Annotated in this window: 14 protein-coding genes; 8 read left to right on the plus strand and 6 right to left on the minus strand. The window is 41.9% G+C overall.

Going from position 1 to position 12,610, the window contains the following annotated elements:
* Positions 1–22: 22 nt before the first annotated feature.
* Both CYL31_RS19260 and CYL31_RS19265 read right to left on the minus strand, forming a co-directional pair.
* Positions 23–775, minus strand: a complete 753-nt coding sequence (locus tag CYL31_RS19260) for an SDR family NAD(P)-dependent oxidoreductase (protein WP_212916752.1) — start codon at positions 773–775, stop codon at positions 23–25.
* Between the two features lie 10 nt (positions 776–785).
* Complete coding sequence (locus tag CYL31_RS19265; RefSeq protein ID WP_249411633.1) at positions 786–1,229, minus strand: nuclear transport factor 2 family protein; 444 nt, start codon at positions 1,227–1,229, stop codon at positions 786–788.
* 265 nt (positions 1,230–1,494) lie between these two features.
* Between CYL31_RS19265 and CYL31_RS19270 the strand changes: the two genes are divergently transcribed.
* From CYL31_RS19270 to CYL31_RS19280, 3 genes are all read left to right on the plus strand, one after another.
* Positions 1,495–2,070: a sigma-70 family RNA polymerase sigma factor gene (locus CYL31_RS19270; RefSeq protein WP_212916754.1), complete on the plus strand. Its 576-nt coding sequence runs from the start codon at positions 1,495–1,497 to the stop codon at positions 2,068–2,070.
* A gap of 5 nt (positions 2,071–2,075) precedes the next feature.
* Positions 2,076–2,768 carry a ChrR family anti-sigma-E factor gene (locus tag CYL31_RS19275; protein WP_212916755.1) on the plus strand — a complete coding sequence of 231 codons (693 nt, stop codon included), beginning with the start codon at positions 2,076–2,078 and terminating at the stop codon, positions 2,766–2,768.
* Between the two features lie 129 nt (positions 2,769–2,897).
* Complete coding sequence (locus CYL31_RS19280) at positions 2,898–3,080, plus strand: PFL_1563 family small protein (protein WP_048814147.1); 183 nt, start codon at positions 2,898–2,900, stop codon at positions 3,078–3,080.
* An 84-nt stretch (positions 3,081–3,164) separates the two neighbouring features.
* On the opposite strand, the gene CYL31_RS19285 is transcribed toward CYL31_RS19280, so the two are convergent.
* Positions 3,165–4,010, minus strand: a complete 846-nt coding sequence (locus CYL31_RS19285; protein WP_212916756.1) for a MurR/RpiR family transcriptional regulator — start codon at positions 4,008–4,010, stop codon at positions 3,165–3,167.
* Between the two features lie 186 nt (positions 4,011–4,196).
* Between CYL31_RS19285 and CYL31_RS19290 the strand changes: the two genes are divergently transcribed.
* Together CYL31_RS19290 and CYL31_RS19295 are read left to right on the plus strand one after the other, a co-directional pair.
* A complete protein-coding gene (locus CYL31_RS19290; protein ID WP_212916757.1) occupies positions 4,197–4,385 on the plus strand; it encodes a hypothetical protein in 189 nt (62 codons plus the stop codon).
* 71 nt (positions 4,386–4,456) lie between these two features.
* Positions 4,457–5,491: a LacI family DNA-binding transcriptional regulator gene (locus CYL31_RS19295; RefSeq protein ID WP_212916758.1), complete on the plus strand. Its 1,035-nt coding sequence runs from the start codon at positions 4,457–4,459 to the stop codon at positions 5,489–5,491.
* Positions 5,492–5,716: 225 nt separating this feature from the next.
* Here CYL31_RS19295 and CYL31_RS19300 read toward each other — a convergent pair whose 3' ends face one another.
* The 3 genes from CYL31_RS19300 to CYL31_RS19310 all read right to left on the minus strand — a co-directional run bounded on the left by CYL31_RS19300 (position 5,717) and on the right by CYL31_RS19310 (position 9,332).
* Positions 5,717–6,760 (minus strand): ABC transporter permease, encoded by a 1,044-nt coding sequence (locus CYL31_RS19300; protein ID WP_212916759.1) that lies wholly within the window; start codon positions 6,758–6,760, stop codon positions 5,717–5,719.
* Positions 6,761–6,792: 32 nt separating this feature from the next.
* Positions 6,793–8,343: a sugar ABC transporter ATP-binding protein gene (locus tag CYL31_RS19305; protein ID WP_212916760.1), complete on the minus strand. Its 1,551-nt coding sequence runs from the start codon at positions 8,341–8,343 to the stop codon at positions 6,793–6,795.
* A 62-nt stretch (positions 8,344–8,405) separates the two neighbouring features.
* Entirely contained in the window at positions 8,406–9,332 is a 927-nt protein-coding gene (locus tag CYL31_RS19310) for a sugar ABC transporter substrate-binding protein (RefSeq protein ID WP_212916761.1), read from the minus strand.
* A 437-nt stretch (positions 9,333–9,769) separates the two neighbouring features.
* Between CYL31_RS19310 and CYL31_RS19315 the strand changes: the two genes are divergently transcribed.
* From CYL31_RS19315 to iolG, 3 genes are read left to right on the plus strand one after another with little or no spacing between them, the layout of a single operon-like run.
* Positions 9,770–10,576: a TIM barrel protein gene (locus CYL31_RS19315; protein WP_212916762.1), complete on the plus strand. Its 807-nt coding sequence runs from the start codon at positions 9,770–9,772 to the stop codon at positions 10,574–10,576.
* Positions 10,577–10,625: 49 nt separating this feature from the next.
* A complete protein-coding gene (locus CYL31_RS19320; RefSeq protein WP_212916763.1) occupies positions 10,626–11,522 on the plus strand; it encodes a sugar phosphate isomerase/epimerase family protein in 897 nt (298 codons plus the stop codon).
* A gap of 52 nt (positions 11,523–11,574) precedes the next feature.
* The gene (gene iolG, locus CYL31_RS19325; protein WP_212916764.1) at positions 11,575–12,585 is read left to right on the plus strand and encodes a bifunctional inositol 2-dehydrogenase/D-chiro-inositol 1-dehydrogenase; all 1,011 of its coding nucleotides are present in this window, start codon (positions 11,575–11,577) and stop codon (positions 12,583–12,585) included.
* The last annotated feature ends 25 nt before the right edge of the window (positions 12,586–12,610 follow it).

Consider the following 12,610-nt stretch of genomic DNA (forward strand, 5'->3'; position numbering starts at 1 on the left):
GGTGTTTTTAGATTTGAAATCGTTATTTAGTTTTTGGCGCCAACATCGAAAGCCATAATTTAGGAAAATGTCTTCCTGCCCACAACATGGCCGTTAGCCGTTTTGGAAAGGCGTACTCGAATGGACGAGACTCTAACGCGTTAAACATTCGTTTTGCGGCATCATCCGGTGACATTAGAAACGGCATAGAAAAGGTGTTTTTCTGCGTCAAAGGCGTATCAACAAAACCAGGCAATAAACAGGTGACATCGACATTAAATTGCTTCAAATTCATTCGTAAAGAAGATAAGAAATATCGAATAGCGGCTTTACTTGCTCCATAGGCTTCAGCTTGCGGAAAGGCAGCCTGTACAGCTTGAGAACTCACACCCACCAAATGCGGACTTGATGCTTTTTTAAGCAAAGGCAAACACACTTCAACACTGTTCACTAGACCAAAGAAATTAACCGACATTATGCGATCCATCATTTTCCAATCTGGCTCATTAATATCTAAATATTCACAGGTTCCTGCATTCAATACAGCACAATCTAAATGAGCAGAATAAGAACTCAAAGTATCATGAACCGCTTCGATCTGACTGTCATCGGTCATGTCAAAGGGCACAAAGGTTAAGCTATCAAACGCTTCTAATAGATCCTCAAGCTCACCGGACTTTCTTGCGCTAGCTAACACTCGCCAGCCGTCTTCTAGATAACGCTTAGTTAAAGCAAGCCCTATACCAGAACTTGCTCCGGTTATCCAAACGACTTTTTTATCCATTGCCTGACTCATAGGACTCTCCTTAGTTCGCTAGGCGCTTTTTTAAGCCTTTTACCACAGCACCCAACAAAGGCACGTGCTCATAAATCAACTGACCAAGGTCATAAACATCTTCATGAAAATAGATACGCTCGTTAAATTGCACCTGGCTAATGCCGCGAACAGTAATGGTTTTATTGCCTAGTTTTGGATGTTTGAAATGCATATTCCATTTTATGTAGGCCGTATTATCGGACACAATTTGATCTAAATATTCGAAACGGCCACTGTGAACGTTGACACACATCTCTGACAAATAAGCATGCAAGTTTTCTGCACCACGTAGCTCATGGACAGGATCTTTAAACAATACATCTTCTGCATATACGTCATCTATTTTGTCTAGCTTTGGATGCTTTACATCAAGATAAAACGCTTTAAAACGCTCTATTAACAAAGAATTGGGATCCATTTTAGAGTCCGTCATGCCCATCACTTACCTTAGCCATCTTGATCTGGAGAATTGATCAAAATCAATTCGTTTCATTTATTTTCGTTAAACGTGTTCAAGCAAATTCTGGATCACTCTTTTTTAAATAGAGGGTCTGAAAAGTAAGATTTTTCACACCCTTATTTTTACCTATTTAAAAGTACAAATGTTTTTACTATTAAAAAAGACGAATGTGATCCATCCTTCTAATTAGCACGTATATTTGAGAAACGACATGTCAGCCTTCCTTTTGGAGCGATAAATGGAACGCGCAATACAAATAGAACCAGATGAACAACGCGTAGCAGATATGCTTGCTATTGCGGAACACAGAGATCAAACGGCACTCGTTCGTCTGTTTGATCACTATGTTCCGAAAGTAAGAGCTTTTTGCCTAGCGGCACAGCCTGGTGCCAATTTAATGGCCGATGATATTGCTCAAGAAGTGATGATTCGCATATGGAATAAGGCTCACACTTACAAGCCTGAATCCGCGTCTCTTAACACTTGGGTTTTTACTCTAGCTAGAAACGCACGTATTGATTATTTGCGTAAGAACAGTCGCCATCAATCAGATATTGACCCTGAGTATCTTTGGCAAAATGTGGTCGACGAAAATGCTGACCTATTCAAAGATGCGCAACAAAAAAGAGATCAGGAACGGATTCAACAAGGCTTAGACAAATTGCCTGCGGATCAAAAACAGGTTTTGGCCAAAGTCTATTTGGAAGGCAAAACTCATAAAGAAGCGGCAGAAGAGTTATCTCTTCCACTTGGGACGATTAAGTCTCGAGTTCGTCTAGCTTTGCACAAACTCACTATTTACGTTAAGAGGTAGTATCGATGATTCACTACCATCCATCGATTGAAATACTGACCGACTACGCTGCCGGCTCATTACCATTAGCACATTCTTTATGCGTATCTACACATCTAGAACGTTGCCATGAGTGCCAACAGCAAATCCGCAAGTTGGAAATGCTCGGCTCACATCTTTTTGATCAGACTAAGACCGACAGTCGTCAGCTTAGTAATTTAAAAGACAGCTTTTTCGAAAAGCTAAACGCACAAGCCGAGCAAAACAACAACAGTCTGAAGGTAGAAGAAGAGCCAACCGCGATTGATTGGGATAACTACGCGATTCCTAAGAGCCTGCGTCAATTTATTAAGAAAAATTACGATGACTTAAATTGGATGCGCTTATCACCGTCGTTTAAGATTGCCACCCTTTACAACGAAGAAGGCGGTGCTCAGATTGCGCTCACCAGAGTAAAAGCGGGCGCTCATATGCCAACTCACACGCATACTGGTGACGAAATAACTTTGGTATTGGAAGGCGCATTTTCTGATGAGAGCGGCGTCTATCGCCAAGGCGATTTTATTAATCGTGACGCCAGCCATAAACATAAGCCAATCGTCACCAAAGACGCGGAATGCATCTGTTTAACCGTATTAGACGCACCAATTGAATTTACTGGTTGGTTAACACGATTATTGAATCCAATTATTCGTCGATACCATCCACATTCGAGTTAATAAAAGCAGACTGTGCCTATCAGCAGAGCCAACGATAGGCACACGATAGCAGACGTTAGCCAATAACAAGCAAATTTTGTGAAAATCTGGTATAGTCCTTGTTCAAACTAAAAACAAGGACTATTTATCATGGCAACTAAGAAGAAACAGCCAGCAGCTTCGGAGACGTCTGAATCCATTGAAAAGCAAATGCAAGAGTTTCTAGCTCGCGGTGGACACATAGATAAAATCGATTCAGGAGTTAGTGGACAATCTCAACTAACAGGATCACGTCACATTTCCCTAGGAAATAGCAAAACGAAAGCACAATAAGCCTTCGTTTTATTCAGCTAAGACTAAGCTCATTAGTGAAAGAATAACGCAGACTTGGCTTCCTTTATCGAGCCTGAAGCCAGTCTAAGCGTTCTTTCTCTCTAGCTCATAAGCTAATCCAATCGATAATGCCTGCGCTAAGCAAAGCGAGGAAGACAAAGAACGAAAAGAGTCTATCTCAGCTTCTTTGACAACAAAACATACCGATGCAATAGAAGCCAACGGACTAATTTGATTATCCGTAATCACGATAAGAGGCACATTTTTCTCTGCCGCCGCTTTCGCAACACTTTGCGTTTCCTCAGCATAAGGGTGAAAGCTCACCGCAATAAGCACATCATTCTTGTCTAAAGCGCTAGCCTGTTCCTTGTACATCCCACCCACGCCATCGACCAAATACGCTTTTTGATCAATATGACGCAAGGCATAAGCAAAATAGCTGGCGACAACAAACGCCCGTCTTACTCCGACAATATGCGCCGCATGAGCTTGAGACAATATTTGTATCGCCTTATCCAAATCCTCTGCAGCTGTCGTTTCACCCAAATGCCCAAGGGCGATTGCATTAGCGTGTGAAAAACGAGTTAATAATTGAGACGGAGACTGCTGATTACTTTCTTCCCCAAACGCTTCTCTAGCTAAACGAATTCGATCTTGATAGCTAGGCGCTTCCTCCATCAAGTTCTGTTGGAATAACTTCTGCATTTCGCTAAAACCGCTAAAACCAAAAGCATTCGCAAATCGAACCCATGTAGAAGGATGCACTCCAGCATCTTTAGACAAGGTAGCAACGGTGCCAAAGGCAACTTCGCTTGGCGCATCTAATACAAACTCAGCCACCTGGCGTAGTCGTTTACTTAATTTTGAATAATGCTGTTTAATGATCTCTTTCAAATCTGTTAGCGATTCTGGAGCTAGGACGTCTGACATGAAATACTCTCTGTACTCAAAGTTCTCCCAAAAAACCAAGCATAGTCACATAGAGAAATAGTGAGCCTATAGAGAGAAGTAATTATTGCAATTTTAGAATAAAAATTCTAACTTAGTAATTACTAACATGTCTAGTATCAAAACGCCTAGACAAAGATACTTATTTAATAAAATAGGATATTTAAATTGAACGAAGCAGATCGTAAATTCTTCCGCCCTAAATGGCGTCGTGTTGCAGCTACCGTATTTTGTTTTGGCTGGACATTAGTCGAGTGGCTATCAGGAGAACCATTCTGGGGGATCATTGCTGCAGGTATTACTTTTTATTGTTTATGGCACTTTTTTTATAAATTCGATGAAAACCAAGACGCATAAGACATTAAATTCCACGCTAAGATATCAGCCCTAATAACAACTACGTACTGCATAATATCAGGTTATCTTCTATGTCTAAAAGACCGACTATTCACGATTTAGCGGATGCGGCAGGTGTTAGCATTGCCACTGTTGATAGAGTATTGAATAAGCGTTCCAAAGTGCGAGAATCGACCTCTCAGCGCGTTCTTATTGCTGCTGAAGATATTGGCTACCACGCGTCTGGTTTGCTCAAAAGACGCGTACGAGAATCCAAACCATTTAAGCATTTATCCATTTTGCTGCAACGCAGTAATGATGAGTTCTATGAAGGTTTAGGAGCAGCGATTCGCCAAGCTTGCGCCCAGGAAACACAATTCCAATTTGAAACAAAAGTGATCTTTATGGATGAAGTCACTCCTGAATACATCACCGAGCAAATAATCAAAGAAAGTAAGCATGCTGACGGTATTGCGCTAGTCGCTCTAGATGATCACATTCTTAATCGTCATATCGAACAACTGGTTGAAGAAAACACACCCGTTTTTACTATTTTATCGCCTCTATCTACTAATACCTGCACTGGACATATTGGTGTAGACAATAGAAAGGCCGGACGCACTGCCGCTTGGGCCATTTCTAGATTGGCTAAAACCGCTGGTAAAGTTGGCATATTGCTTGGTAGTCACCGCTATTTGAACCAAGATATTGCCGAGATCAGTTTTATTTCCTACTTTAGAGAAATTAAGCATAACTTCGATTTGCTTTCCCCGCTCACCAACCTAGATGATGAAACACTCGCATATCAAGCCACCAAAACACTGCTGACCGATTATCCGAACGATTTAACGGCTATTTACAGTGCCGGAGGTGGCGTAAAAGGCATTATTAAAGCCTTAAAAGAAGCGGGGAAAAGTCAGCAAATCACACTTATCTGCAATGAATTAACGTCTTATACACGCCTAGCGTTAAGCGATGGCACCATAGATATGATTATTGCTACGCCAGTTCAAAAACTAGCACATAGACTGTCAGACTTGTTTGCTGAATCTTTTAGCAGCAAACAATACCGACCTCTTGCACCAGTCCAACTTTCGGTCGAGCTGCATGTAGCGGAAAACTTATAAAGAGATTTATCGCTTACAGCCCTTCTCTTAATCCTCTCTGTTCATCCCCTCTCAGCTTGAATGTGGACTTGAAATCATTTCCACATCCAGATCTTATCAAAACAACAGCCTAACCTTACCTAAACAGTCCCAGCAACTTAAAATCCACGCATAAAAAAGCAGCTCGATGTATAACAAAGAGCTGCAATAGGGAGTTTAGATCCCCGACAGAGACAGTAGGTAACGCTATGTAGTCTTCTTACGCTTGTTCTGACGTTGTTGGTCAATAACAACCGCTACAACGATAATCGCGCCTTTGATAATGTCTTGGTAATAAGCATCGATTCGTAGGAAAGTAAAACCAGACAACATCACACCCAGAATCAGGGCACCAATTACCGTTCCTGCAATACGGCCTCGACCACCAGAGAGAGAAACACCACCGATAACAGCAGCGGCAATCGCATCTAACTCATACATCAAGCCCATACCAGCTTGAGCTGTTTTAATACGTGCAATTGCAACCATTGCAGCTAAACCAACAAGCAACCCAGCGATGGTATATACCTTGATTAAATGACGATCAATATTGATACCAGAGACACGTGCAGCCTGAGGGTTTGCACCAATTGCATAGGTGAACTTACCGAATCGTGTGTAGCGCATAACGATGTGAAAGATAATCGCGACAACGATGAAGATAACAACTGGCATCCAACGATCTAAGGCATTACCCAGCATAGCAAATTCTTTTGTGAAACCTGATACAGGACTACCATCAGTGTACCAACGAGCCACACCACGCGCCGAAACCATCATCCCTAACGTTGCAATAAATGGTGGTATTTTCGTCTTCGTAATTAACCAACCATTCACAAAACCAGCCATAGCACCGACAGCAAGACCAACAAGAATGGGGACAAAAAATGGTAAATCGGTCAAAGCAGGAGACAGTACTTTAGGCCAATTACTTGACTGAGCAAAGGTTGCCGCAATCATTGCGGACATCGCCACAACAGACCCAGAGGATAAATCTATCCCTCCGGTTATGATAACCATGGTCACCCCAATGGCGATAATCCCAATCACGGACACTTGCAAAACAATAATCTGTAGACGACTCATGTTCATCAAAAAGCTTTGACCAATAAACATCCAGCCAAGTATTTCAAACATAATAGAAATACCTACTAAAACAAGAAGAATACTCACCTCAGGAGGAATTCTTTTTGTTTTCTTGGCTCCCTGACTATCTTTAGCCGTTTTAATGGTGTCATTTAACGTAGTCATAAAAAAACCTCTTATTTTTCTAATTTTTTATACTATTGTGCGGCCAAATTCATTACAGATACTTGGTCTGCTTCAGAACGGTCCAAGATTCCAGTAACATGCCCTTCGTGCATAACAAGTACTCTATCGCTCATGCCCAGCACTTCAGGTAACTCGGAAGAAATCATAATAACGGCAACGCCTTTATGAGCGAGCTGTGTAACTAATGTGTGAATTTCGGACTTAGCTCCAACATCAATACCTCGTGTCGGCTCATCCAAAATTAAAATGCGCGGATGGGTAAGCAACCAACGACCTATTAATACTTTTTGTTGGTTACCACCTGAAAGGTTCTCAATGGACTCTTCCATATTTGGAGTTTTAACTCGTAATTTTCGGCATAACTCTTCGGATTCTTCATTCAATTTAGCTTGATCGACAAAGCCACCGCTATTAACAAAATTTTCATGCAAAACGGCAGATTGAATATTCTCTTGGATATCTAAGGAAAGAAAACAACCGGTTTCTTTACGATCTTCGGTTAAAAAAGCCATACCTTGCATAATGGCATCGTTTGGATTTTTGATATGAACTTCTTCGCCATTAATCCAAACCGTACCTGAATCTGCTGGTGTCACGCCGAAAATAGCTTCCGCGACGTTTGAGCGTCCAGAACCAACAAGACCTGCAAAACCCAAAATCTCACCCGCTCTAACGTCAAACGAAACATCGTGAAAAACACCTTCTAATGTTAGGTTTTTTACAGATAACAAGACATCGCCCAACTCAACTTCTTCTTTTGGAAACATCTGATCAACACTACGACCAACCATCATTTGAATGATGTCATCACGCGTCACATCACTAGATGCATGTGTTCCAATGTATTTTCCATCACGGAAAACCGAAAACTCGTCTGCAATTTCAAACAGCTCGTTCATTTTATGAGTAATATAAACAATACCAATGCCCTGTTTACGCAGACTGCGAATAATATCAAAAAGGTGAGCCACTTCCGTTTCGGTAATCGCCGAAGTTGGTTCATCCATAATCAAAACATCTGAGTTAAACGACACGGCTTTGGCTATTTCAACCATTTGACGGTTAGCTACCGATAGCGTGCTGATTTCAGCTTCAGGATCAAGTTGAATGTTTAGACGCTCAAATAGCTCCTCTGTCATTCTGTGCATTTCAGAATGGTCGATGAAACCAAAAGAATTGGTTGGCTCGCGTCGTATCCAAATATTTTCAGCGACAGTCATCTGGTTCATCAGCAGTAGCTCTTGATGAATCATGGCGATACCAGATTCCTGAGCTTTTAGTGGCGTCTCTAAAGTAATAGTCTCGCCTCTCAATCTAATTTCACCGCTATCAGGCTGATAAATACCAGCAATAACTTTCATTAGAGTTGATTTGCCAGCTCCGTTTTCTCCCATAAGTGCATGTACACTCCCTGGGCGAACTTTTAACATCACATCATCTAATGCCAGCACACCAGGAAATTCCTTGCGTACATGGTCAACTTCTAAAACATATTCGAACGATTGTTCTCGGGGAATTGCGCCATTAACAGGCACTGCTTCCTCAACTGCTGCGCTATTCATAACGCAATCCCTCCAATTTTTATTTTAATTTAATGGATTTCTAGTTTTTTAACCTTTAACTATTATTTCAAATAGTTATGAAGGTTTTCTGGTGTTACCAATTCAAATGGAACCCAAACTTTTTGGTCAACACTTTGACCTTTTGCCAATTTCATCGCGGCATCAACAGAGCCTCGACCTTGACCTTCCGCACTCTGGAAAACCGTTACATCAAGTTCCCCAGCTTTCATCGCTGCCAATGCATCTGTCGTTGCATCAATACCTGCAATGACAACATCATCCATTGACCGACCAGATGCTTTTAAAGCTTGAATAGCACCAATAGCCATTTCATCATTGTTAGCAATAACGGCGTCAAACTGAATACCTGCTGCGATCCAGTTGGTCATCAAATCATTGCCTTCAGTACGAGACCACTCAGCCGTTTGCTGCTCAACTACTTTAATGCCTGAACACTCTTTGGTTTCTAAAACATCATGAATATCTTGTGTTCGTTGTAACGCTGCTTGGTTTGTTAACTCTCCCATCATAACCACAACGTTACCTTTGCCTCCGAGTAGGCGGCACACCTCTTGTGTTTGTAGCGTCCCTGACACTCTCTCATCAGAAGCAACAAAAGCCTGATTGTCTGGTAGTAAATCGACATTTATCGGTTGACGATTCACATAAATAAGGGGAATACCAGCAGCTTGCGCGTCATCAGAAATAGACGTCGTAGCATCAGTATCAACAGGGTTAACGATAATCGCGTCTACACCTGATGCAATAAAGTTCTGAATTTGGTTTAACTGATTGCCAACGCCATTCTTAGCATCCTCAATCTGAACATCTACTCCGTTCTCTTTTGCGCCGGCTTGAATACCATTTCGCAGACTCGTTAAGAAATTGTCATCAAAAAGAGCCATAGATACGCCTATCTTTAGATCGGCTGCCGAAACAGAAGTTGCGATAACTGAAGAAGCTATAGCTGTAAGAATTAATTTTTTCATTGTGCGATTTCCTCGAAAATAAGCGTTTATACGCTCTAATTGTTTTTATTTTTTCCGGTAAAGCGCGTTTAGGAGATGGACAACTCAGCACATATAGAGATCCCTTTCTTCTAAACAATCGAATTGAACGTCTCATCGGTAACACGTTCAATTCGAATATATATATTCCATGGATAAACACATATGGAATATACATTCCAATTTGCTTGATGAGACTTATTTTGTCAAGCCTAAAATTACGATTTCATAGAGATTCATAATTCCCCAAAAATGATGTGATTTGATAGTTTATGAGTTAATCACAACATTCTTGATTGACGGTTTTTTTTCACCAGCAGTACTATGCCAAGGCAAAAATAATTCTAAAACCGCACTTTTGTATTGCTTGCTTTGCAATTTAAGAAGAAATACAAGGTACACATTAAAGGTATAAAAACATGTCTACATTACCGAAATTCGGTTTAAACCATATGGTTTGCCCATCCTATTCCTTGAAAGATTTTCTAACTCTTTCGTCTCAACTTAATGCAAAAACAGTTGAATTTAGGAACGATGTTGGCGAGAACAGCTTAACAGACTTAGCGACTGCAAAGATGGCTGGAAAGTTGGCTGATGAGCTCAATATCAAAGTTCTGTCGATAAATGCCCTTTACCCGTTTAATGTTTGGAATGATGAACGTGCCCAACAAGCCAGAGACATGGCGGAACTTGCAAAAGCTGCCAAGGCAGAAGGATTAGTGGTTTGCCCTTTAAATGATGGCAATGAGGTAAGTTTCGAAGACCTCAAATATGCGCTTTCAGAACTCGCAAAAATTTTAGAAGAATATGATCTTAAGGGTTTCGTAGAACCATTAGGCTTCCCAATTTCTTCACTTCGTTCTAAACGCGTGGCTATAGAAGCCATTGATGCGATTGGCCAGCAAGATAGATTCTCTCTAGTTCACGACACATTCCACCATAAAGGAGCTGGGGAAGATGAGTTTTTTCCAGAACGTACAGGCCTAATTCACATTTCCGGCTTAGAAGACAATATCACCTTTAATGACATGCTTGATGGCGACCGTGTTTTAGTTGGCCCAAATGATCGACTAGATAATGTCGAGCAGCTCCGTACTTTACTGGCAGCAGGTTATTCAGGCCCAGTGTCATTCGAACCTTTCTCTAAAAAAGTGTGGGATCTTCCAAACCCAAAACAAGCGGTTCAAGACAGCATTGATTTTGTGAACCAATCATTAGCTCAATAATCACTGACCGAATTCATTCTATAAAAATAAATAATAGGTTTTTATTATTATGAAAATTGCACTCGATCCCTACATGCACCGCCACCTTTCTTTAGAGGCGCTGTGCCGAGCCACTAAAGAAATGGGCTACGATCACATTGAATTGTCACCGCGAGCTGACTTTTTACAATGGTGGACTCGTCCTCGCGTTTACCCTGAGCGCTTGCAAAGCTTTAAAAAAGCCATGAAAGATCACGACGTTTCATTGTCCACTATCCAGCCCATGTATCGTTGGTCTAGTCCATACGAAGACGAATGGAAAATGGCCATGGACAACTGGAAGCGAACGATTGAGATCGCTGTCGAGCTGGATAATCCATTGCTTATTTCCGAGTTTGGTCGAGGCGGTTCGCCAGAACGTTCCAATGCTGATCGCCAAGGCATTCATACACCAGAAGCCTGCGAAAATGCCTTTTGGCGATCAATGGATGTCTTGGTTCCGTTACTTGAAAAGGAAGGCTTAACCTTGTGTGTAGAGCCGCACCCAGAAGATTGGGTGGAAGAGATGGCGCCTGCTATCGATATCATCAAAACCATTAATTCGTCGGCGGTTCAGTGCTCTTATATCGCGCCCCATTCTTTCTACTATGGGGATGATTTAGCCGAGACAATTCGCGCCACCAAAGGTGTTTTGCAGCATGCACGAGTAGCAGACACCTACAACCATAAAGGTTCGTCACAGCTACGTTATATCGTCAACCCACCTGGCTCTAATGCTCGCGTCCACCAGCATTTAGACATAGGAGAAGGCGAAATAGATTGGGACATATTCTTTAAAACCCTGCATGAAATTGGCTTTAATGGCGTGCTATCCAGCTGCGTCTTTGCATGGGATGAAAGAGCTGAACAGTCATCGCGCTTCATGCGTGATGAAATCCAACGCTATGTCGACAAATACTGGAAATAACAACCATTTATTGACGACAACCAACAACAAAAATAATGAAAAGGAAACCAACATGACACTTAAAATTGGCGTAATTGGCACGGGCGCTATCGGCGCAGACCACACTCGACGCATCACAAATACATTAACTGGTGCAGAAGTCATTGCTCTGACGGATGTAAACCAAGAACAGGCAGAAAAAGTAAAACAATCATTAGGCCTCAAGGCGACTATTTATAAAGATGGTCATGAGCTGATTGAAAAGAGCGGAGTAGATGCTGTCCTCGTAACATCTTGGGGCGGCACTCATGAAGAATATGTTCTAGCAGCCATCAAAGCCGGTAAATATGTATTCTGCGAAAAACCACTAGCAACTACAGCTCAAGGCTGTCAGAACATAGTGGACGCAGAAATGGCCGCAGGAAAACGCCTTGTACAAGTTGGCTTCATGCGCCCCTACGACTCTGGCTACAAAATGCTAAAAGAAGCCATTGACTCAGGTGCTATTGGTGAACCATTAATGATTCACGCGGCACACCGCAACCCAAGCGTACCAGAAATGTACATTACACCAATGGCTATTCATGACACGCTTATCCACGAATTGGACGTATTCCGCTGGTTACTAGATGACGAATATGTATCTGCACAAGTCGTTTTCCCTCGTAAATCAAAATACGCTCACAGCAAAGTTGCCGATCCACAAATCGTCATGCTGGAAACGAAGAAAGGCACTCGTATAGACGTGGAAGTGTTCGTCAATTGCCAATACGGCTACGACATCCAATGTTCAGTAGTGGGTGAAGAAGGTGTCGCGAATTTGCCTGAACCTCAAGCTCTTACCATGCGTAAAAACGCCAACTTAGGACAATCCATCCTAACTGATTGGAAAGACCGCTTTATAGAATCCTATGATGTTGAACTGCAAGACTTCATTAATGGCGTGCAAGCTGGCAAATTAACCGGTCCGTCATCATGGAATGGCCTAGCGGCTGCGGTATCTGGCGATGCCTGTGTGAAAGCACAAGAAAGTGGCTTAATCGAACCAATCAACTTGCCAGATCGCCCGGTATTTTACAGTTAAACATGATACGCAAATCCCGCCTTAA

The organism is Marinomonas sp. A3A, from assembly GCF_018336955.1.
GTDB lineage: Bacteria > Pseudomonadota > Gammaproteobacteria > Pseudomonadales > Marinomonadaceae > Marinomonas > Marinomonas lutimaris.